At 61.1% G+C, this 21438-nt stretch carries 24 protein-coding genes; 12 read left to right on the top strand and 12 right to left on the bottom strand.

All coding sequences use genetic code 11. The features are described from left to right. Position 1: 1 nt before the first annotated feature. Positions 2-826, bottom strand: a complete 825-nt coding sequence (gene proC, locus PG881_RS02780) for a pyrroline-5-carboxylate reductase (protein ID WP_146062683.1) — start codon at positions 824-826, stop codon at positions 2-4. Positions 827-884: 58 nt separating this feature from the next. Next, positions 885-1586: a YggS family pyridoxal phosphate-dependent enzyme gene (locus PG881_RS02775; RefSeq protein WP_270797954.1), complete on the bottom strand. Its 702-nt coding sequence runs from the start codon at positions 1584-1586 to the stop codon at positions 885-887. Between the two features lie 39 nt (positions 1587-1625). Between PG881_RS02775 and tapT the strand changes: the two genes are divergently transcribed. Genes tapT through yaaA form a run of 3 tightly spaced genes read left to right on the top strand, consistent with a single transcriptional unit; the run spans position 1626 to position 4603 of the window. Beyond that, positions 1626-2660, top strand: coding sequence for a type IVa pilus ATPase TapT (gene tapT / locus PG881_RS02770; protein WP_011707389.1), 1035 nt, complete (start codon positions 1626-1628; stop codon positions 2658-2660). Positions 2661-2688: 28 nt separating this feature from the next. Further along, entirely contained in the window at positions 2689-3798 is a 1110-nt protein-coding gene (gene tapU, locus PG881_RS02765; RefSeq protein WP_270797952.1) for a type IVa pilus ATPase TapU, read from the top strand. Positions 3799-3829: 31 nt separating this feature from the next. After that, complete coding sequence (gene yaaA, locus PG881_RS02760; RefSeq protein WP_270797951.1) at positions 3830-4603, top strand: peroxide stress protein YaaA; 774 nt, start codon at positions 3830-3832, stop codon at positions 4601-4603. Positions 4604-4779: 176 nt separating this feature from the next. On the opposite strand, the gene srmB is transcribed toward yaaA, so the two are convergent. Next, positions 4780-6003, bottom strand: coding sequence for an ATP-dependent RNA helicase SrmB (gene srmB, locus PG881_RS02755; RefSeq protein WP_016351974.1), 1224 nt, complete (start codon positions 6001-6003; stop codon positions 4780-4782). Between the two features lie 128 nt (positions 6004-6131). On the opposite strand from srmB, the gene PG881_RS02750 reads away from it, so the two are divergent. The 3 genes from PG881_RS02750 (at position 6132) to brnQ (PG881_RS02740) (ending at position 10012) form a co-directional block, all read left to right on the top strand. After that, a complete protein-coding gene (locus PG881_RS02750; RefSeq protein WP_270797950.1) occupies positions 6132-6842 on the top strand; it encodes a tRNA1(Val) (adenine(37)-N6)-methyltransferase in 711 nt (236 codons plus the stop codon). Between the two features lie 191 nt (positions 6843-7033). Continuing rightward, positions 7034-8341, top strand: coding sequence for a branched-chain amino acid transport system II carrier protein (brnQ, locus tag PG881_RS02745; RefSeq protein WP_011707394.1), 1308 nt, complete (start codon positions 7034-7036; stop codon positions 8339-8341). Positions 8342-8734: 393 nt separating this feature from the next. Further along, positions 8735-10012, top strand: a complete 1278-nt coding sequence (gene brnQ / locus PG881_RS02740; protein WP_270798046.1) for a branched-chain amino acid transport system II carrier protein — start codon at positions 8735-8737, stop codon at positions 10010-10012. A 70-nt stretch (positions 10013-10082) separates the two neighbouring features. Here brnQ (PG881_RS02740) and PG881_RS02735 read toward each other — a convergent pair whose 3' ends face one another. From PG881_RS02735 to zur, 3 genes are read right to left on the bottom strand one after another with little or no spacing between them, the layout of a single operon-like run. Then, positions 10083-10313, bottom strand: coding sequence for a hypothetical protein (locus tag PG881_RS02735; protein WP_029302182.1), 231 nt, complete (start codon positions 10311-10313; stop codon positions 10083-10085). A 4-nt stretch (positions 10314-10317) separates the two neighbouring features. Next, positions 10318-10779, bottom strand: coding sequence for a chemotaxis protein CheX (locus PG881_RS02730; RefSeq protein ID WP_016351979.1), 462 nt, complete (start codon positions 10777-10779; stop codon positions 10318-10320). Then, entirely contained in the window at positions 10769-11227 is a 459-nt protein-coding gene (gene zur / locus PG881_RS02725; RefSeq protein ID WP_011707398.1) for a zinc uptake transcriptional repressor Zur, read from the bottom strand. Before zur ends, PG881_RS02730 begins: the two co-directional genes overlap by 11 nt. A gap of 138 nt (positions 11228-11365) precedes the next feature. Between zur and dusA the strand changes: the two genes are divergently transcribed. Both dusA and PG881_RS02715 read left to right on the top strand, forming a co-directional pair. Further along, positions 11366-12352 (top strand): tRNA dihydrouridine(20/20a) synthase DusA, encoded by a 987-nt coding sequence (gene dusA / locus PG881_RS02720; RefSeq protein ID WP_270797948.1) that lies wholly within the window; start codon positions 11366-11368, stop codon positions 12350-12352. A gap of 2 nt (positions 12353-12354) precedes the next feature. Continuing rightward, on the top strand, positions 12355-12504 hold the full coding sequence (locus PG881_RS02715) for a hypothetical protein (RefSeq protein ID WP_201887128.1): 150 nt from the start codon (positions 12355-12357) through the stop codon (positions 12502-12504). A 74-nt stretch (positions 12505-12578) separates the two neighbouring features. Here the strand turns inward: PG881_RS02715 and PG881_RS02710 are convergent, their stop codons facing one another. The 3 genes from PG881_RS02710 to PG881_RS02700 all read right to left on the bottom strand — a co-directional run bounded on the left by PG881_RS02710 (position 12579) and on the right by PG881_RS02700 (position 13622). Continuing rightward, on the bottom strand, positions 12579-13004 hold the full coding sequence (locus PG881_RS02710; protein ID WP_010636148.1) for a hypothetical protein: 426 nt from the start codon (positions 13002-13004) through the stop codon (positions 12579-12581). Between the two features lie 101 nt (positions 13005-13105). Next, complete coding sequence (gene hupA, locus PG881_RS02705) at positions 13106-13378, bottom strand: nucleoid-associated protein HU-alpha (protein ID WP_005305063.1); 273 nt, start codon at positions 13376-13378, stop codon at positions 13106-13108. A 58-nt stretch (positions 13379-13436) separates the two neighbouring features. Next, entirely contained in the window at positions 13437-13622 is a 186-nt protein-coding gene (locus PG881_RS02700) for a hypothetical protein (RefSeq protein WP_130631666.1), read from the bottom strand. A gap of 97 nt (positions 13623-13719) precedes the next feature. Between PG881_RS02700 and PG881_RS02695 the strand changes: the two genes are divergently transcribed. After that, positions 13720-14202 carry an Rsd/AlgQ family anti-sigma factor gene (locus tag PG881_RS02695; protein ID WP_011707403.1) on the top strand — a complete coding sequence of 161 codons (483 nt, stop codon included), beginning with the start codon at positions 13720-13722 and terminating at the stop codon, positions 14200-14202. A gap of 101 nt (positions 14203-14303) precedes the next feature. Then, positions 14304-14684 (top strand): PilZ domain-containing protein, encoded by a 381-nt coding sequence (locus PG881_RS02690; RefSeq protein ID WP_011707404.1) that lies wholly within the window; start codon positions 14304-14306, stop codon positions 14682-14684. A gap of 72 nt (positions 14685-14756) precedes the next feature. On the opposite strand, the gene radA is transcribed toward PG881_RS02690, so the two are convergent. Next, positions 14757-16121, bottom strand: a complete 1365-nt coding sequence (gene radA / locus PG881_RS02685; protein ID WP_024945847.1) for a DNA repair protein RadA — start codon at positions 16119-16121, stop codon at positions 14757-14759. A gap of 100 nt (positions 16122-16221) precedes the next feature. Between radA and PG881_RS02680 the strand changes: the two genes are divergently transcribed. Then, positions 16222-18600, top strand: coding sequence for a PilZ domain-containing protein (locus PG881_RS02680; protein ID WP_270797944.1), 2379 nt, complete (start codon positions 16222-16224; stop codon positions 18598-18600). A 126-nt stretch (positions 18601-18726) separates the two neighbouring features. Here the strand turns inward: PG881_RS02680 and PG881_RS02675 are convergent, their stop codons facing one another. Together PG881_RS02675 and serB are read right to left on the bottom strand one after the other, a co-directional pair. Then, positions 18727-19632, bottom strand: coding sequence for an alpha/beta fold hydrolase (locus PG881_RS02675; protein ID WP_029304809.1), 906 nt, complete (start codon positions 19630-19632; stop codon positions 18727-18729). Positions 19633-19681: 49 nt separating this feature from the next. Beyond that, entirely contained in the window at positions 19682-20692 is a 1011-nt protein-coding gene (serB, locus tag PG881_RS02670; protein WP_270797943.1) for a phosphoserine phosphatase SerB, read from the bottom strand. 120 nt (positions 20693-20812) lie between these two features. On the opposite strand from serB, the gene PG881_RS02665 reads away from it, so the two are divergent. Next, positions 20813-21421 carry an AhpA/YtjB family protein gene (locus PG881_RS02665; RefSeq protein ID WP_017411238.1) on the top strand — a complete coding sequence of 203 codons (609 nt, stop codon included), beginning with the start codon at positions 20813-20815 and terminating at the stop codon, positions 21419-21421. Positions 21422-21438 lie beyond the last annotated feature (17 nt).

Raw genomic sequence — 21438 nt, 5'->3', positions numbered from 1 at the left:
TTCAGAACAGGGTTTCCATTTCGCCGGCCCGGGCAACGGCCGCCTGCATGGCGTGTGCCGTCAGCGGCATCAGTCCCTGCTGCTGGAAAGTCTTGATCGCCTCGGCGGTAGTACCGCCCTTGCTGGTCACCTGCTCGCGCAGGGTCTGCAGCGACAGCTCGGGATTCTGCTCAACCATGGCGGCCGCGCCAAGGGCGGTCTGCTGCACCAGCAGGCGAGCCTGCTCGGGGGAGAAGCCCATGGCCTCGGCCTCCTCGGCGATGGCCTGCATGAACAGGAAGAAATAAGCGGGCGCACTGCCGGCCGCGGCGATGACGCCGTTGATGGCGGACTCCTGCTCCACCCAGAGGGTTTTGCCCACCGCCTGCATCATCTGCTCGGCCAGCTCGCGGTCAGCCTGCTCGATGCCGGGCGGGGCGTACAGTCCCGTCATCCCCAGCCCCAGCAGAGAGGGGGTGTTCGGCATGGTACGGATGATCCGACCGTGGCCACCCGCCATCTCGGCCAGCCGCGCCACCTTGATGCCGGCAGCGATGGAGATGAGCAGCTTGCCCTCCAGCGTGCCCAGCTGTGCCACCAGCGCGCTCAGCATGGCCGCCATCAGCTGCGGCTTGACCGCCAGCACGATCACCTCCGCCGCCCGGGCCGCCTCGGCGTTGTCCTGGGTGATGCGGATGCCGTAGTCGTTGGCCAGCGCATCCAGCTTGGGCCGACTGGGGTTGGCGGCGATGATCCGGTCGGCCGGATAGCCCGCCTGAACCAGACCGGCAATGATACTGCGGCTCATGTTGCCCGCCCCGATAAAGGCGAGGATTCTATGCTGCATCAAACACTCCTGTTACCTGAAAAAAGCACTGCCCGATGCATCGCATCCCGGGCCTTGCTCATGAATAGTCGCGGGCACCGAAGATGGCGGTACCGACCCGCACCATGGTGCTGCCGTGGCCGATCGCCAGTTCGAGATCCTCGGTCATCCCCATCGAGAGGGTGTCGACGCCCGGGTATTGTTGCCCAAGCTCGGTGAACAGAGTCTGCATGCGCACCATCTGGGCGGCCAGCACCGCCTCGTCGCTGGTGTGCTCCGGAATCGCCATCAGGCCACGCAGCCGCAGCCGTTCACAGCGGGAGACCAGTTCAGCCAGGCGGAAAATCTCTTGCTCCGACGTTCCGGATTTGCTGCTCTCTCCGCTAATATTGATTTGCAGACAGACATTTAGCGGCGCGAGCCCGCTCGGACGCTGGTTGTTCAGGCGTTCGACCAGCTTCTCTCTGTCCACGCTCTGCACCCAGTCGAAGCGCTCGGCCACCAGCCTGGATTTGTTCGATTGCAGCGGGCCGATAAAGTGCCACTCTATGTCTGCACAGGCCCCTTGCTCACGCAGGGTATCTATCTTGGTCGCCGCTTCCTGGGCGTAGGATTCGCCAAAGCGGCGCTGACCGGCGGCATAGGCCTCGCAAACGGCCTCCAGCGGTTTGGTCTTGCTGACCGCCAGCAACTGGATGTGATCGCGGCTTCGGCCCGCGCGACTGGCGGCTTGTACAATACGTTCCTTGACCTGAAGCAGGTGCTCGGCAATCTGGTTCATGTTTCGTTAGTGATCTTGTGATGGGAGAATGACAAATCTATGGATATCACAGAGTTATTGGCTTTCAGTGTAAAACATAAAGCCTCGGATCTACACCTCTCGGCCGGGGTTCCCCCGATGATCAGGGTTGATGGCGAGGTTCGCAAGATCAATTTGCCCGCCCTGGAACACCGGGAAGTGCACGCCCTCATCTACGACATCATGAACGACCACCAGCGCAAGGAACTGGAAGAGAACTTCGAGGTGGACTTCTCGTTCGAGGTGCCGAACCTGGCTCGCTTCCGGGTCAACGCCTTCCAGCAGGCGCGCGGCTCCGGCGCGGTATTTCGGACCATCCCCAGCACGGTGCTGAGCCTCGAAGATCTGGACGCACCGGAGATCTTTCGCAAGATTGCCGAATACCCGCGCGGCCTGGTGCTGGTGACCGGCCCGACCGGCTCGGGTAAATCCACCACCCTGGCGGCCATGGTCAACTACATCAACGAGAACTTTCATCACCACATCCTCACCATCGAGGACCCCATCGAATTCGTGCACGAGAACAAGCGCTGTCTGGTGAACCAGCGGGAAGTACACCGCGATACCAAGAGCTTCAGCAACGCCCTGCGTTCGGCGCTGCGGGAAGACCCGGACATCATCCTGGTGGGCGAGATGCGCGATCTGGAAACCATTCGCCTCGCCATGACCGCGGCCGAGACCGGCCACCTGGTGTTCGGCACCCTGCACACCTCGTCGGCGGCCAAGACCATCGACCGGATCATCGACGTCTTCCCCGGTGCGGAAAAAGACATGGTGCGCTCCATGCTCTCCGAGTCGCTGCGGGCGGTCATCTCCCAGACCCTGCTCAAGCGCATCGGCGGCGGCCGGGTGGCAGCTCACGAGATCATGATGGGGATTCCCGCCGTGCGTAACCTCATCCGGGAAGACAAGATTGCCCAGCTCTACTCGGTGATCCAGACCGGGATGACCCACGGCATGCAGACCATGGACCAGAGCCTCAAGCAGCTGGTGAGCCGCGGCGTAGTGGCGGCGCTGGATGCCAAGGCCAAGGCGGTCGATCCCAACACCATCTAACCACGACGAATCTAGGGAAGGAGTCGTTATGAATCTGGATGCCCTGCTGACCGAGCTGGTCGCCCGCAAAGGCTCGGATCTGTTCATCACGGTCGGCACGCCGCCGACCCTCAAGGTCAACGGTCACCTGCAGTCGCTGGCAGAAGCCCCCCTCGACAAGGCAAGGGCGCTGGCGCTGGTCAAGGAGACCCTGAGCCAGGAGCACTTCGAGCGCTACCTGCACACCAAGGAGGCCAACTACGCCATCCACCGCGAAGAGCTTGGCCGCTTTCGGGTCAGCGCCTTCTGGCAGCAGGAGCTGCCGGGCATGGTGCTGCGCCGCATCGAGACCCGCATCCCCACCTTCGACGAACTGGCGCTGCCCCCCATCCTGCAGGAGATCGCCCTGGCCAAGCGCGGGCTGGTGCTGTTCGTTGGTGCCACCGGAGCCGGCAAATCCACCACCCAGGCGGCCATGATAGGCTTTCGCAACCAGCATGTGGACGGCCACATCCTGACGGTGGAAGATCCGGTGGAATTCGTGCATCAGCACGGCCGCAGCCTGATCACCCAGCGCGAGGTGGGCATAGACACAGCGTCATTCGACGTGGCGCTGAAGAGTTCGCTGCGCCAGGCGCCAGACGTGATCCTGATCGGCGAAATTCGCAGCCAAGAAACCATGGAGTTTGCCCTGCAGTTTGCCGAGACCGGCCACCTCTGCCTCGCCACCCTGCACGCCAACAATGCCAACCAGGCGCTGGACCGCATCCTGCACCTGGTCCCTCAGGAGAAACATCGCCAGTTCCTGTTCGATCTCTCCTTCAACCTGCGTGCCATCGTGGCCCAGCAACTGCTGCCCAGCCTGGACGGACGCCGTCGCTGTGCGGCCTTCGAGGTGCTGCTCAACACCCCGCTCATCACCGATATCGTCCGCAAGGGGGAGATGCACCGGCTCAAGGAGGTGATGACCAAGTCCACCGAGCTCGGCATGCAGACCTTCGATCAGGCGCTGTTCGCCCTGTTCTGTGCCGGCCAAATTGGCTACAGTGAGGCCCTTGCCCATGCCGACTCGGCCAACGACCTGCGACTGCTGATCAAGCTGTCGGGGCGCGAGCAGCTGGGTGCAGGCACTCTCGACAACGTCACTCTGGATGAATGAGGGGCGTGCGTCACCGCTATAAAGGATCGTTATGCTGATTGTGGTTTCCCCGGCCAAGACGCTGGACTACGAGTCGCCGCTGGTGACTTCCCGTTTCACCCAACCCGAGCTGCTGGACCACTCCGCCGAGCTGATCGGCCGGGCCCGCCAGCTGAGCCCGGACCAGATCGCCAGCCTGATGAAGATCAGCGACAAGCTGGCCGGCCTCAACGCCGCCCGCTTTGCCGACTGGCAACCCGACTTCAGCCCGGCCAACGCCCGCCAGGCGCTGCTGGCCTTCAAGGGGGATGTCTACACGGGGCTGGCAGTGGAGGATTTCAGCGAGGCTGATCTCGACTTCGCCCAGGCACACCTGCGCATGCTCTCCGGCCTCTACGGGGTACTGCGCCCGCTCGATCTGATGATGCCCTACCGGCTGGAGATGGGGATTCGCCTCGACAATGCGCGTGGCAAGGATCTCTACCAGTTCTGGGGCGACATCATCACCGCCCAGCTGAACAAGGCACTGGCTGCTCAGGGAGACGAGGTGTTGATCAACCTGGCTTCCGACGAGTACTTCAAGTCGGTACGTCCCAAGGCCCTGCAGGGGCGCATCATCACGCCGGTGTTCAAGGACGAGAAGAACGGCCAGTTCAAGATCATCAGCTTCTACGCCAAGAAGGCGCGCGGCATGATGGCCCGCCACATCATCAAGCACCGGCTCACCAAGGTGGAGCAGCTGACCGGGTTCAACGCCGATGGCTACTACTTCGTACCGGAAGAGTCCGATGCCAATACCCTGATGTTCAAACGCGCTGAAAATTAATTACAACCCGAGGGAACCAAATTCAGGATCCCCAAGTCTGAATAGGTGAATCCTCTGTTGTAAGCACTTTTTATTGGCCGACGTTTATACGTCGGCTTTTTTCTTTTCTGGCCCCCGCCGAGTGGGCAGCAGATAGCACAACGGCCATCCGGGGATGGCCGTTGTGGCGGGCAGGCTTACTTCTTTTTCTTCTTGGCCGACTTCTTCTTGTCGTCCTTCGGCTTTTTCTTCTTCACCGGTACACGCGCTTCCTTGTGCTTGGGGCGCAGTTCGTCGATCACCCGACGCTTGAGACGCTCTTCGGTGTAGCGCTCGATCTTGGCGACCATCGCCATGTCGTGGGCTTCCACCAGGCTGATGGCGCAACCACGGTTGCCGGCACGGCCGGTGCGGCCGATCCGGTGGACGTAGACATCGGCACCGTAAGGCATGTCGTAGTTGATGACATGGCTGACGTTGGGCAGGTCGATGCCGCGGGCGGCCACGTCGGTGGCGATGAGGAAGGGCACTTCCCCTTCATGGAACTTGCGGATCGACTCGATGCGCTTGCTCTGCTCCATCTCGCCGCGGATCCAGGCGCAGGAGACGCCAGCCGCCTGCAGCTGACCGGACAGCTCCGCCAGCCGCTCACGGGTCTTGACGAAGATGATGGCTTTCTGGGTCTCGGGATCTTTGAGGATATGCACCAGCAGGGCCAGCTTGTGAGCGGCATCGTCGGCCAGGTGCACCCACTGGGTGATGGGGCGACGTTCGCTGCGGGGCGGCTCGGCGTGCAGCTCCACCGGCTCCTTCAGGATATCGTTGGCGAACTTCTCAAGACCGGCCCCTTCCAGGGTGGCGGAGAACAGCATGGTGTGCTTGCGGTAGCGCGCCTCTTCCACGATGCGGTTCACATCCTTGATGAAGCCCATGTCCAGCATGCGGTCCGCTTCGTCCAGCACCAGCACCTCGATGTCGTGGCTCTCGAACTCCTCTTTCTCGATGTACTCGAGCAGACGGCCCGGGGTGGCCACCACGATGTCGGTGGTTTTGGTCAGGGCCGGCAGTTGCTCTTCATGGCTGACGCCGCCGATGATGGTCTCGATGCTGAGGTTGGTGTGAGCCGCCAGCGCCTTGGCGTGGGCGGTGACCTGCAGCGCCAGCTCGCGGGTCGGGGTCAGCACCAGCATGCGGCACGGGCCCGGCTTGCGGCGCGGGAAGTCCAGCAGATGCTGCAGGGCTGGCAGCAGGAAGGCGGCGGTCTTACCGGTACCGGTCGGGGCGGATGCCAGAATATCGCGGCCGTCCAGGGCTGGCTCCAGCACCATCTGCTGAATGGTGGTGGGGCGGGTGAAACCCATCTCGGCCAAGGCCCGGTTGAGGGCTGGATTCAGGTCGAAATCATCAAAGGACTGGCTCATGGCAATACTCGGTCATTAAGGAAACGGCAGATTATAGGCGATTATGTCGTCGGCTCCTATGGCGACTGTGGCTTAGTCGCTATAATCGCCGACCATTTTCTGCGGCGCTGGCACAGGACGGGAGTCGGATGGGACGAAACAGCGGTTTTACCTTCAAGCAATTTCACGTCGATCACGATCGCTGCGCCATGAAAGTCGGCACCGATGGCATCCTGCTCGGCGCCTGGGCACCTGTCACCAATGTCCGCCGGGTGCTCGACATTGGCAGCGGCAGCGGCCTCATCGCCCTGATGCTGGCCCAGCGCAGCCCTGCCGACTGCCGCATCGATGCGGTAGAGCTGGATAGCAATGCAGCCCGGCAGGCTCGCGAGAATGCGGCAGCCTCCCCCTGGCATGGGCGGGTCACCGTCATCGAGAGTGCCATTCAAACCTATCAGGCCGCCCCTTACGATCTCATCGTCTCCAACCCACCCTACTTCGTGGCGGGCCAGTCATTTCGCGATCCGGCCAGGGCACTGGCACGTCATACCGGCGGCCTCGACAGCCGGGATCTGCTGACCGCCTGTGACCGACTATTGGCCCCCAACGGCGAGGTTGCGCTGGTCGTGCCAACGGCCATGGCCGATGAAATTTTATGCATCTCGGCGGATTATGATCTGCACGCCGTTTGTTATACAGCTGTTATCACCAGAGCCGGAAAAGAGGCAAATCGTGTTTTATTGCGACTTGGTAGAGGATTAAACAAGTGTGAGCAGGGTGAAATTGTGATCCATTCTGCTGATGGAACCTATTCCGACAGATACATCCAACTGACCAGCCCCTTCTATTTGAAGATGTAAATTTCGTCTTGAACTATTTTTTCACGCCATTATGCTGACTCCTAAACGAGCGCCCGCTCAAGACCAGCTCAAACCACTGGTTGCGATGAAAAAACAAGCGGGGCTCCTTTTTTTTACCCCTGAACAATATCGGTCACTGACCAATAAAAAACTATAACAAGCAATAGTTTACAAGACAGACGAGGTTGAACTTGACGAAATCACTCACATTGTCCGACGTGCTCGGATTGGGCTTCATGACCTTCGCCTTCTATCTGGGCGCCGGCAACATCATCTTCCCGCCGCTGGCTGGTTACATGGCAGGTGAGCACCTCTCTCTCGCCATGCTGGGTTTCCTGGTCACTGCCGTCGGTCTGCCCCTCATCACCATCATCGCTGTCGCCAAGGCAGGCAACGGCTGGGCCGGCATGACCAAGCTGCTGCCGGCCGGCGTCGCCACCGCACTGGCCGTCGCCATCTACATTATCATCGGTCCGGCCTTCGCCGCCCCCCGTACCGGGCTGGTGGCCTATGAAATGGGCCTCAAGCCTTTCATCGGTGACATGGGCCAGGCCGGTCTGGCTGCCTACACGGTGCTGTTCTTCGGCGTGGCCATCCTGGTCTCCATGAATCAGGGCAAGCTGATGGATGCCATCGGCAAATACCTGACCCCGGTGCTGATGCTGTTGCTGTTGACCCTGGCCATCGGCGTGTTCGTCGCCCCGCAAGGTGACATGCCGGCCTCTTCCGGTGACTATCAGAACGGCCCCTTCGTGAAAGGGATCCTGGAAGGCTACAACACCATGGACACCCTGGCGTCCCTGATGTTCGGTGCCCTGATCGTCGACCTGCTGCGCCAGAAAGGCATTCATGACTACCAGAGCCAGTTCAAGTACCTGGCCATTGCCGGCATCATCTCTGCCATCGGTCTGTCCGTGGTGTACGTCTCCCTGTTCCAGCTGGGCAACACCGCAGCCGGTGTCGCCACCGACATCAGCAACGGCGGCGCCATCGTCAACGCCTACGTGTTGAGCCTGTTTGGTCAGCCGGGTCAGTTCATCCTGGCCGCCATCATCACCCTGGCCTGTTTCACCACCGCCGTGGGCCTGATCTCCGCCTGCTCCGACTTCTTCCACAACCTCACCGGCATGAGCTACAAGAAGCTGGTGGTGTTGCTGGGGGTCATCTGCGCCGTGGTCGCCAACGTGGGCCTGAGCCAGCTCATCAGCCTCTCTATCCCGGTGCTGGTCGCCATCTACCCGGTTGCCGTGGCTCTGGTGCTGGTCACCTTCCTGAAGGGTTACTTCGGTCGTCCGCGCCTGGTGTTCCGCGCCGTACTGATGGTCGCCTTCCTGTTTGGCTGCCTGGACGGTCTGGGCGCCGCCGGCATGAAGATGGATGCATTTGCCTTCCTGCCGCTGTTCGACAAGGGCCTGGCCTGGCTGCTGCCGACGCTGTTGGCCTGTGGCCTCGGCATGGCGGTACGCTCCGGCGAGAAACTGGCTGCCGAAGCCGCCTGATTTCACTCCCGCCCATCTCAAAGAGCCTGCCTTGCGCAGGCTCTTTTGTTTGTCTGCCAACAGCCTTTTACCACCCGTTACCCCTTTCCTGCGGCCAGCCCCCTGCCGCCATACCGAGCTCTTTCACTGCTGCCAACCGCTGGCTAATCGGTGATTTATTCTGGCCAATTAAATTGTTTCAAGATATTAATGTGTGATTGAGATCAAATTTCTCTTCTTTATGCTCAGAAGAGTGCTCCTTTATCGATGTGCTCATCGTGGAGGAGAGGGAAGCATTGTTATCCGGTTATCTGCCAGGCAGTGGGTGCAATCAACAAGAACAAGCTGATAAGGCAGATGAGGTCAGGTTTGACGAAATCACTGAAGTTGTCCGACGTATTCGGACTGGGTTTTATGACGTTTGCTTTCTATCTCGGGGCAGGCAACATCATTTTTCCGCCGCTCGCCGGCTTTATGGCCGGTGAGCATCTAATGCCAGCCATGGTCGGCTTTCTGCTGACGGCGGTGGGTCTCCCTCTGCTGACGCTGGTCGCCGTTGCCAGAGGCAGCGCCGGACAAGGCAGCAGCGGCTGGACGGCGATGACCCGCTATCTGCCGACCTGGGCGGCCACGGCGCTGGCCATCGCCATCTACATCATCATGGGGCCGGCCTTTGCCACCCCCCGCACCGGGCTGGTGGCTTATGAAATGGGGCTCAAGCCCTGGCTCGGCGAAGCTGGCCAACACGGGCTGCTGCTCTACAGCCTGCTCTTCTTCGCGCTGGTGATCCTGGTATCGCTGGATCGGGGCAGGCTGCTCGATGCGGTGGGAAAATACATGACGCCTGTCTTGATGGTAATGTTGCTGATCCTGGCGGTCGGGGTCTTGGTTGACCCGCAAGGCACCCTACCTGAGGCCAGCGGCGACTACACGGATACGCCGCTCATCAAGGGGATGCTGGAGGGGTACAACACCATGGATACCCTCGGCTCGCTGATGTTCGGTGCCCTCATCATCGGTCTGCTGCAACGCAGGGGCATCGAGGACTACCCGAGCCAGTTCAAGTACCTGACCATCGCGGGCCTCATCTCGGCGGTTGGCCTCTCGGCGGTCTACATCTCCCTGTTCTATCTGGGCAACAGCGCGGCGGGCGTGGTCACCAACGTCGACAATGGCGGCGCCATCGTCAACGCCTATGTGTTGAGCCTGTTCGGCCACTACGGTCAGTTGATCCTGGCCGCCATCATCACCCTGGCCTGCTTCACCAGCGCGGTCGGCCTGCTCTGCGCCAGCGCCGACTACTTCCACGGTCTGGCCGGCTGGACATACCGCAAGTGGGTACTGCTGATGGGAGGAGTCTCCATCCTGGTGGCCAACGTCGGGCTGAGCCAGCTCATCAGCCTCTCCATCCCGGTGCTGGTCGCCATCTACCCGGTCGCCATCGCACTGGTGCTGGTGACCTTTGTACAGGGTTATTTTGGCCGGCCACGGCTGGCGTTTCGCGCCGTGCTGTTGGTGGCGTTTCTGTTCGGCTGCCTGGACGGGCTGGGAGCGGCCGGCGTGCAGATGGATGCGTTCGCCTTCCTGCCGCTGTTCGACAAGGGGCTGGCCTGGTTGCTGCCCACCCTGCTGACCTGCGGCTTCGGCATGCTGCTGCGCCCCCGCGAAGATCTGGCCGCCGAAGCGGCCTGATCAACCGGGCGACCAACGACAAGAGGCCAGCATCAGCTGGCCTCTTGCATTGCATCTGTCACCCTGGCTGCTACAGCAGCGGATCTACCGGCTTGGGTCTGCCTGCCAGACCATACCAATGGGTCTCCACCCGCCCGGCATGCCACTCAAAGGTGCCCCAGGGCTGGTCTGCCTGCCAGCGCGGAAAGTTCACCACCACCCGGTTGTCTTCGTACTTGTAGAGCGAGGTGGTGATCTGGAGATCAGACAGGATGAGCAGCAGGGCCCACCCGATGAAGAACCATTTCAGCGCTTTCCACATAGGGTTACTCGAAACAGATCTCGATGGTGGCACGACCATAATCTGATTCGAACGGCATCATGATCTTGGTGCCGTCGGCACGATGGGTGATGGTGTGATTGGGGCCGGAGACGATGATGGGGGTCGCCATGTCAAACTCATACCCCTTCTCCCCCAGCATGCGCTTGGCACCGCCGGTCACCATGTTGGTGATCTCGCCCACCATGTCGGTCACTTCTTCATTGATGGTAGCCGGTGCCTCGCCCAGCATCCGGCGCATGATCTCCAGCGCCAACCCCTTCTCGAAGCTGATGGAGAGCGAGCCACGGGTCTGCGGACCGACCATGCCGATGAGACCAGAGACATCGCCGCGCGCCAGCTCGTCCATCTTGCGTTTGGGTTTGCCCGGCTTGAGCTCGAGCTGTGCCATGGTGGAGAGCACATTGAGCAGGGAGAGCAGGAACGGGTTTACAAAATCAGCCTTCATGTTGACTTCCTACGGTGGGCGTACAGCGAGCACATTGGCCATGTGCCTCTATTGTCTTATTGGTAATAGTAAAGCCATGCAAGTGGGCTTGCTCGGAAAACGCGCCATCGATCGCCGAGTCATGCAACTCGACCACCTCGCCACACCGATCGCAGATGAGCAGTTGCATCGGGTGGGCATGATCGAAGTGACAGCAGAAAATGAAGGCGTTGAGCGACTCCACCTTGTGGGCAAAGCCCTGTTCGAGCAGAAAATCCAGCGCCCGATAAACGGTTGGCGGCTTGGCATGGGCCTCTGTCTGCTGCAACTGGGCCAACAGATCATAGGCGCTGATGGCATTGCCGTGGGCAGCCAGCAACCTGAATACCTGACGCCGGGTAGGGGTGAAGCGGATCCCGCGTTGTTCGCAGAGTCGTTCGGCTCGTTGTAAAAGTTGGTCTTGATTCATGATCACGCAATTACCCTTTTTATTAGCCGGATACTATCACAGGGCCCCCTTTGACGCGGTGACAAAATTCATTTTCTGGGGCTGCCTCACGTTGTGGTAAAATCCGCCCCCTTTGTTTAGCCAACCCGGATGATTTTTATGCAGGCGCAGCGTTTTTCCATCGCCCCCATGCTGGACTGGACCGATCGGCATTGCCGTTATTTCCATCGTCTGATGACTCGCCAGACCTTGCTTTATACCGAGATGGTGACCACCGGCGCCATCATCCACGGCAAGGGAGACTATCTGGGTTACAGCGAGCAGGAGCACCCCATCTCCCTCCAGCTGGGTGGCAGCAATCCGACCGATCTGGCGCGCTGCGCCAAACTGGCCGAGGAGCGCGGCTATGACGAGGTGAACATCAACGTCGGCTGCCCCTCCGATCGGGTGCAAAACGGCCGCTTTGGCGCCTGCCTGATGGGTGAACCCGCCCTGGTGGCTGACTGCGTCAAGGCGATGCGCGATGTGGTCGATATTCCGGTGACGGTGAAGACCCGTATCGGCATCGACGATCAGGACTCCTACGAATTTCTGCAGGCCTTCATCGAACAGGTACGCGATGCCGGTTGCGACACCTTCATCGTCCATGCCCGCAAGGCGTGGCTGAGCGGCCTGAGCCCCAAGGAAAACCGCGAAATCCCGCCCCTCGATTATCCCCGTGTCTATCGGGTCAAGCAGGATTACCCGGATCTCACCATCGCCATCAACGGCGGCGTCACCTCCATGGAGCAGACTCTCGAGCACCTGCAACACCTGGATGGCGTCATGATGGGGCGCGAAGCCTATCAGAACCCCTACATTCTGGCGCAGGTGGATAATCTAGTGTTCGGCCAGAACCACGCCGTGCCGAGCCGCCACGAGGTAGTGCGGATGATGCTGCCCTATATCGAGCAGGAGCTGGCCAAGGGCAACTATCTCTCCCACATGACCCGCCACATGCTCGGGCTGTTCCAGAACATGCAGGGAGCCCGCGCCTGGCGCCGCCATCTGAGTGAAAACGCCTGCAAGCCGGGAGCGGATATCCAGGTGGTGCTGGATGCCATGGCCAAGGTGCCGGAATTCGCCACCACGGAGGCGGCGGAGTAACCATGTACCATTTCACCGGCTCCTGGCTGCACAAGGCCATCGTCCGGCTCTGCGCCGGCCTGCTCGCCATCCTGGGCATCAAACTCAGCGCCTTCTACTTCCTCGGCTTGCTCATCGTGCTGGGGCTGCATCGGGATCAGCTGCTCGGCTGAGTTCGCCCCGCGTCGACCAATAAAAAACCGGCAACACTGGGTGTTGCCGGTTTTTTATTGTCTCTTCAGCCTCGCTAATCGCCTTTGTCCACGAACTGCAGCTCGGGCGCCCTGGACGTCAACACATCGGCGCAATAATCCCAGGTCGAGATGCGGTAGTGCTGCAGATCCTCGTCCAGATGCAGACCATCCGACTCCTGATGGAACCAGCTGGCAAATCGGGACGGGGTGATGAGCTGGATCTGCTCCTCGATGGCATGGCTATCCTTGCCCTCGGCCAGATCGCAATCCTCCATTACCCGCACCGCAAAGATATGCCGGAAATAGACCCGGCAAAGGATCTGCGGCGGCAGATCGATGCTGCGGGCCCTGCCCAGCATGATGGTGAGGGAGTCGCTCCAGATATCCTGATGAAGTTCGGCCACAACCAGGCCCGGGGGGAGTTGGCGGGACGGAGCCCAAGGTACGGCAACCTGCCGAATGGCATTTTTCTGTTCCATCATCCACCTCACTACGGCGCACGCCATATCTTGAGTGTATCTGAAACAATTTCCGCTGACGATGGCAATAAAAAACCCGGCTGGCGCCGGGTTTTTGGGGATTACTTGACGGCGTCTTTGAGCGCCTTGCCTGCCACAAAGGACGGCACATTCGCGGCTGCAATCTGGATCTCTTTACCAGTTTGCGGATTGCGACCGGTACGGCCAGCACGATGGTTCACCTTGAAGGTGCCAAAACCCACCAACTGCACAGCATCACCTTCTTTCAGGCTCTGGGTAATACCATTGATGATCTCTTCCAGAGCGACTTTGGCCTGAGCTTTGCTCAGATCTGCTTTGGCTGCAATTGCATCGACAAGTTGAGCTTTGTTCATAACATTTCCTTTATGATCGGGCATTTAGCACCGGGCCACTCTATTCAAAAAAAAACACTCAGGCAAAGGCTTTATCAGCCGGATTGGCTTGAATGCTGGGGTTTTCATCAAGATCTGCGGAAATAGTCACATATCTCGCCCCTTCGTGATCGTAATTGACGGGAAGAGGAGAGCAAATGATGGTGCCTTGTAACCAAAACGCCACCCGGTGTAACAATATCCCCATGCCCCTATTGACGGTCAACTGGATTTTCCCTAGTTATAGGAGGGTGTCGTCAGTCAATAAAAAGGCCGGAGGCCCGTCACGATAGCACTCCATGCCTATGCCCCACGGAGGGACTATGTTAACTGAACTGGAACAAACCAAACGCGCATTGGCAGGAAAGCACAGAGCTATCGACGACTGGCTGGATGCCAGGCAGGCATTGCTGGTCGAATACATGCGACTTGCCGGACTGACTCCCGCCCGCACCAAGCAGCGTTCGCTGCCCGGCCATGTGGAACTGCAAGGCTTCTGTGAACGCCTGGTCGACTACGTCAGCGCCGGACACTTCGAGATCTACAACCACGTGGTGACCGCCTTCGAACAGGCCAGCGGCGACAAGCTGGAACTGGCGAAACGCATCTATCCCCACATCCGGGCCTGCACCGAGTTCGCGCTGGAGTTCAACGACAAGTACAGCAATGCCGATGAGGCCCAGTTGCTGTTGCTGGATGAGGATCTGAACCAGCTAGGTCCCGTGCTGGAAGATCGTTTCAAACAGGAAGATCGGCTGATCAAAGCATTGCAGGTCGTGGAGTCACTCAGCGCCCAACAGGTTTGATATCCAATTTCGGAGCCAGTTCAAGATCCTGATGTGCAAGGTGCATTACACTCTATGTCATGACCTTTAGCTCCAATTCCTATTGCTGACAGGAGATGAGAATGTCCGAGCGTCGCCGTTTTTCACGGATCCTCTACTTGACCATGGCCGACCTCGTCCAGGGAGATAAGAAATGGCGGACCCAGCTGGTGGATATCTCCCTGCAGGGCGCCCTGTTGATCCGGCCCGATGACTGGGAAAGCCACGACAACAAAGAGTATTCACTCAGCTTCGTGCTGAGCGGCAGCGACATCGAGATCAAGATGCAGGTCATGCTGACCCATGAAGCCAGCAAGAAGCTGGGGTTCTACTGCCACCACATCGACATCGACAGCGCCACCCACCTCAAGCGGATGATCGAGCTCAACGTCGGCGATGAAGACTTGCTGCACCGAGAGCTGGAGCAGTTGCTGAGCGAACATCTCGAACACCCTCACCCCTGAGCGGCATACCCGATGTAATAAAGGAGCGCCATTGCGCTCCTTTTTATTGCCTGCCTGCGGCCACCATGCCGATTACAAAGCCTCCAGGGCATCGGCCAGCTTCTTGACCGGCACCACTTCCATGCCTTCGATGGGATGCTTGGGTGCGTTGGCGTACGGCACTATGGCCCGGCGGAAGCCATGCTTGGCGGCCTCCTGCAACCGCTCCTGGCCGGAGGGCACGGGCCGGATCTCGCCGGACAGCCCCACTTCCCCGAACACCACCAGATCCTTGGGCAGGGATTGATCCCGGAAACTGGAGACCATGGAGAGCAGCAGGGCCAGATCCGCGCTGGTCTCTTCGACCTTGACCCCGCCGACCACGTTGATGAAGACATCCTGATCCGCCATCTGCAAACCGCCGTGGCGGTGCAGCACCGCCAGCAACATGGCGAGACGGTTGTGATCCATCCCCACCGCCACCCGGCGCGGGTTGGAGAGCTGGGAGTAATCCACCAGTGCCTGCAGTTCCACCAGCAGGGGCCGCGTCCCCTCCCAGATCACCATCACTACCGACCCCGGCGCCTGCTCTTCACCGCGGCTGAGGAAGATGGCGGAAGGGTTGCTCACCTCCCGCATCCCCTGCCCGGTCATGGCGAAGACGCCGAGCTCGTTGACCGCCCCGAAGCGGTTCTTGTGGGAGCGCAGGGTCCGGAAGCGGGAATCGTGGCCGCCATCGAGCAGCACGGAGCAGTCGATGCAGTGCTCCAGTACCTTGGGGCCGGCCAGGGTGCCATCCTTGGTCACGTGGCCCACCATGAAGATGGCGACATGATTCTGTTTGGCATAGCGGGTCAGCAGGGCAGCGGCTTCCCGCACCTGAGACACGGAACCCGGCGCCGACTGCACATCCGCCACATGCATCACCTGGATGGAGTCGATGACCATGATCTGCGGCTGCTCCTGCTGGGCAATCAGGCAGATCTGCTCGACCGAGGTCTCCGACAGCATGCGCAGCTTGTCGGTCGGCAGGCCGAGGCGCGAGGCGCGCATCGCCACCTGTTGCAGCGACTCCTCGCCGGTGACATAGAGGGTCTTCATCCGCTCCGCCAGACCGCACATGGTCTGCAGCAGCAGGGTCGACTTGCCCGCCCCCGGGTTGCCACCGATCAGGATTGCCGAACCCGGCACCACCCCGCCCCCCAGGACCCGGTCCAGCTCCTTGAAACCGGAAGAGAAACGGGGGATCTCGGTGGTGGCGATCTCCGCCAGCGTCTGCACCTGGCTGCCGATGGCGCCGGCATAACCGGTATAACGGGCACTCTTGCCCGGGGTCACCGAGCCGAGGCGCACCTCGCTGATGGTGTTCCACTCCTTGCACTCACTGCACTGGCCCTGCCAGCGTGTGAAGTCGGCGCCACATTCGGTACAAACATAGGCAGTTTTGTTTTTGGCCATGGATAACTCGGGGACAGGATGAATTCCTGCTTGATATACTTGTTTGCGACCGACAGATCAAACCCAGAATCGGAAAAGTGACTTTCCGTGGCAGGAACACATGGATTCAGAACAACAACAGCACCTAATTGAACAGCTCATCCCCCTGCTCAGAGAAAAGGATTTCGATGACATCTTCAATCGCCTGACCCAGGACGAAAACAGCAACAGCCGTTTTCTGATCAAGATGGAGATCAAGCGCAGATGCACCCCCTGCCGTCGCGTGATCGACATGCGGGACGAACTGGGTGACGAGTGTCTGGTCCATGAATCCGACGGGATCACCCACTTCATGCCGGCCGAGGCCATCGGTCTGTTCCAGTCCCAGTGCTATCTCTACAAAGACGATTACACCCTGGGAGTCTACGAGGCACTGCAATACTGGCAGAAGCACCACCATGGCAAGAGCGATGGCCCGCTGCAGCCCCCTGCCAGCCCGTTTCGCCAGTACGACGTCAACCCCATCGCCTTTGCCAGCTACTATGGCCGACGCCAGGAGCGGATGCACTTCAGCTCCCCCGTGCTCATCAAGTTTGCCGATGGCGACAAGCTGTTTGCCAAAAGCTCCGACCTTTCCCTCGGCGGGATCCGGGTCTCGGTGCCCTATCTGCCCAACTACCAGACCGGCGCCCAGGTCGAAGTGTTCTTTACCGGGCTGGAGCGGGATCATGCCAACCCGGTCCTGCACCATTCAGTCAGCTACCAGATCCTCGGGGAAGAGAGCAAGGAGGGCAAATTCTGGCTCAGACTGGTCAAGACCGGCGAACACCCCGGCTTCGACCAGTTCCTGAGCGAGTTCATCGAGAGCAACAAGAGTCGCTATCGGGTCAGCGTCGACTACCTGCTCTCCGCCGCCATCATCAAGGGGTATGAGCAGTTCTATCTGCCGCGCATGACCGGCATGCCGCTGTTTTTCGGTTCGGGCGACAGCCCAAGCCTCGAGATCGCCCTGCGCACCGAGAACAACCAGCACATCCTCGAATACTGGCGCGATGCCAAGAACCGCGACATGCTCGCCAGCCTGTTCTCCGCCACCCGCATGCAGGCCCTGCTGCCGGCAGCGGGTGAATTGAAAGAGACCCTGATCTACTGCTTCACCCACTCGGTACGCAGCCACCTCTATTTCTTCTCCGCCACCCGGGAAGAGCTGTTGCAGAGCGGGCTGATGTCGCTCTTCTTCCAGGTCGGCGCCCGTCGCCCCAGCTGGCGGGTCTACAAATTCAGCCTGGAGCGCTGTGACTTGCACGAGGCCGATCTGGCCAGCCAGCAGAGCAAGGAGAGCCCCCAGCTGCAAGACATGCTGCTGCAGGAGCGGCTCAAGCAGATAAGCTATGTCGGCCTGCTGCAGGATGTCGGTCTCGACAGCCAGCGGGAGGAGTTTCAGTACGATGCCAGCGCCCAGCACAATGCCAACGAGCTGCAGCGTTTCGGCCACGACAGCAGTGCCGCCCCCTTCGAGATCGAGACGCTGCACTATGTCCAGCTGCGCAAGGAGGCCCGCTACATCCACAAGACGGCCGTGGCCATCAAGCACAATGGTCGCGCCTGGCTCGGCTGGACCCGCGACATCTCGGCTCACGGCATGCAGATCGAGCTGGAAGAGCCGTTCGAGGGGGTGAAGGACGACATCGTTACCATCGCCCTGCCGCGCCTGCAGGAGCTCTCCAAGAGCATGGATCTGCAGCGTCTGCCCTACCGGCTGGTCAGCATCAACCTGACCCGCACCGTGCTGCACCTGTGCATCGAGGGCGATCCGGAGCGCCACACCGGCCGCCAGTTCTTCAAGCTGCTGATCGAGAGCAACCAGAACAAGCTCAAAGCAGCCCAGGAGCAGCGCCGCTATCGCGGCATGGCGCGGGCGCTTCGCAACATCTACACCCACCACGTCTTCAGCACCCCGGTCTATATCAACAAGCTCAAGGGCGCCCCCAGGCCGGCCTCCATCGGTCATGCCCCCCAGGCGCGCAGCCTGTCACGGTTGCTGAAAGCCTGTGCCGAGCAGGGTGACCAGGACAACCTCTATCCCCTGTTCCAGGGCGAATTGCTCAAACAGCTCATCATGAACCCACTGCGGGCCATCGAGCGGGAGGATCAGCCTCAGGAAGAGGAGGTCTACATCGCCAGCCTGCAGACGGCGGCCGGCCTGCCCATCTTCACCAGCCGGCTCGCCAGCAGCTTCCAGAACGTGGCGGAGAAGCGCAGCTTCATCGAACAGGCGCTGCGCCAGGGGGAGTTCTACTCGGTGCTGGTGGGCATCTCCCGCACCGGCCGCCCCGACACCAACTTCATCGCCAACGAGCTGGACTACATCGCCAAGTTCGCCATTCACAAGGCCAAGAAGCTGGAAGAGGAGCTGTGGAGCGTAGTCGGGGTGGGTGAGCTGACCGATACCAGCCAGGCGACCCTGTTCCGGCTCGGCATCACGGCGCCCGTCAATTGAGCAGGCCCCTGCAAACCACGGCCCTCAACCTGGCCGGCGAGCAATAAAACCATGGCGGGCCTCTGGCCCGCCATGGTTCATTCATCAGTACACCGGATAGTAACCCGCTCCGCCAACCTGTCTTTGTCAGGCAGCCTGCGGGTTGAGCAGCCATTCCAGGATCTGCGGGAAGTGATCTTCCTGCGCCTGCGGGGCGGTCAACATGTTGATGTGGTCGTAATCGAGCCGGTTGCCGTTGTCCCGGCCGAGGCGGGTATGGCGCGCGGCCGAGCCCATCTCGGCGCTAAAGCGGCGCACGTCGGTCGGGTGGCCCAGCACCTTGTCCGCCTTGGCCGAGATCATCCAGAGCGGTGGCCAGTTGACCCGGGCCGCCGCCTCGTCGTAGGCAAACCCGTCGCTGGGATCCTGCCAGGGGCCGCATTTGACCCAGGGAATGGTCTCCTGCAGGTAACGCAGCGGCTCGTCGTCCGCCCCGATCTTCAGACTGCGCGCGGCCAGAAAGCCGTTGCGCCTGGCCAGCCAGGGGGCCAACCGGTTCCAGATCAGATCCACCTTCAGCCAGCGCTCCGGATTTTGTACCGACACGCCGCGCTTGGTACCAAAAAACACCAGGCTGGCCACCTGATCCGCCAACTCGGGGAAGCGCACCAGGGTCGACGCCATGATGACACCGCCCCAGGAGTGAGCCATCCAGTGCAGCTTGAAACCGGCGTGGCGGGCGGCAATCCAGCGGTGCAGGGCCGGCAGATCCTCGGTGATGAGCTCATGCTGGCCATGTTCGGCCTGCTCGGCGATGGCCGGTGTGCTCAGCCCCCGTCCCCGCAGGTCGGCCACATAGACCTGATAGCCGTGGCGGGCCAGAAAGCAGGCCAGCCCCTTGCCCGATTCGGTGTAGAAGATGCGGCCGTTCTCGATGGCACCGTGCACCATCAGGATCGGTTCGCCATGTACCGCGACCCGCGGCTGAATGTGGCGTACGTGCAGCCGATGTGCGCCGCAGGGAATAAACAGGGATTGCTGTAACAGTTCCATTATGAGACTACGTCCTCCGTGACGTGGGGGTCTTGCCGAGGCGCCGCGACTAGCGGCGATCCCAGCGCTGCTGGCGGCAGGCCAGCGCACCGAGCAGGCAGATCACCCCTTCAAGATCGTGGTGATTGAGGGTGGCCGCCGCCTGCGCCCGCACCAGCGGCTTGGCGTGGATGGCGATGCCGAGTCCGGCCACCCCCATCATCTTGAGATCGTTGGCGCCATCGCCGACGGCCACGGTCTGGCCAGCCGCGATGCCGTACTCCTGCGCCAGCTGCTGCAGCACCTCGGCCTTGACGGCGGCATCGACGATGCGCCCGCTCACCTTGCCGGTCAGCTGTTGCCCCTCCACCGCCAGCTCGTTGGCAAAGATGGCGTCCAGCCCCAGCTCCCGCTGCAACTGGCCGGCAAAACGGGTGAAGCCACCGGAGGCGATCGCCACCTTCCAACCCGCCTGCTGGAGGGTATCGACCATCAACTGCAGGCCCGGCATCCAGGGCATGTCGGCCGCCACCTGGTCGAGTAGGGAGACCGGCGCCCCTTCCAGCAGGGCGACCCTGGCACGCAGGCTGTCGGCAAACTCCAGCTGGCCCTGCATGGCGGCCGCCGTGACCGCCGCCACCTGCTCGCCGACCCCAGCCAACCGGGCAATCTCGTCGATGCACTCGATGCGGATGGCGGTGGAGTCCATGTCCATCACCAGCAAACCGGGCTCCGCCAGACTGGGCAGGGCCGACAGATGACACAGATCGATGTCCCACTCCTCCCCCTTGAGCGCCTGTACCAGAGCGGGTGAGAAGCGATCCGTACCCAGCAGCAGCAGAGGCACCCCGGCCGGCATGGCGGGCGGATAGAGTCTGGCCTGCAACTCGTGCTGCGCCAGCAGCCCGGCCAGCCGCCCGAGATGATGACCGGCCAGTGCGCGACCGAACAGCACCAGCCAGCCGCCATCCAGCGCACTGGCGGCAGGCAGCAACGCCTGCGGCGTCGCTTCCCACCAAGGGGCGCCGGACAGGCACTCGGGCCACTCTGAAATCTCTGCGGGCAATTGGGACAACAACATAGGGATAACGCCTTCCTTGGTGATCATGGGGTTAACAATGCTGGCCCAGAGTAGCGTATTGCTTTTTGTACAGGCAAGCGCCAAGATCCCGCCACCCCTTGTCAGCAAAAGGCTCAACGCTTGCGTCATCTCCCCATCAAACGTGTGCTCAGTCTCGGTGCCGGCGTCCTGCTCGGGCTCTGGGTACTCGCGGTACTCATCCACATGCAGGGTGAGAGCCAGGCTTCGCTGCACAGCGAGGCTCGCAACCGGGCCCAGGCGCTGGTGGCCTACGCTGCCCGCGACATGAAGCGCTGGCTCAAGGAGGACAAGAACAGCGAGCTGGAGCGGCTGGCCCAGGATCTGGCCGCCGAGCCCGAGATCCTCGACGTCACCCTCTACGATGCCCGCGGCATCCCCCTCGCCCAGTCGGACAATGCGGTGCCGCTGGACAGCCTGCTGCCCATCGGTGACAGCAACAAGTCGATACCGGAGCAGGGCAAGGGGCGCATCCAGTTCGTGCAGGAGATCCTGGATGGGGAGCAGACCCTGGGGTATCTGCGCATTACGCTGGAAGAGCAGCAGATGCTGGCGGACAAGGATACCCGGCTCAAGGTGGTACAGGAGAAGCAGCGGCTGATGCTGCTGGTCGCCCTGCTGGCCGGGTTGCTGATCTCCTACGGGATCCGTCGCAACTACATGCGGGTGCGCAAGCACAAGAAGAAAAGCAAACCGGTCGAGCCGCAATAAGGCGGCGCGATCCCCCG

Source organism: Aeromonas sp. QDB54 (genome assembly GCF_027707385.1).
Taxonomy (GTDB): Bacteria; Pseudomonadota; Gammaproteobacteria; order Enterobacterales; family Aeromonadaceae; genus Aeromonas; species Aeromonas hydrophila.
This window is presented reverse-complemented; position numbering and strand designations above follow the sequence as displayed.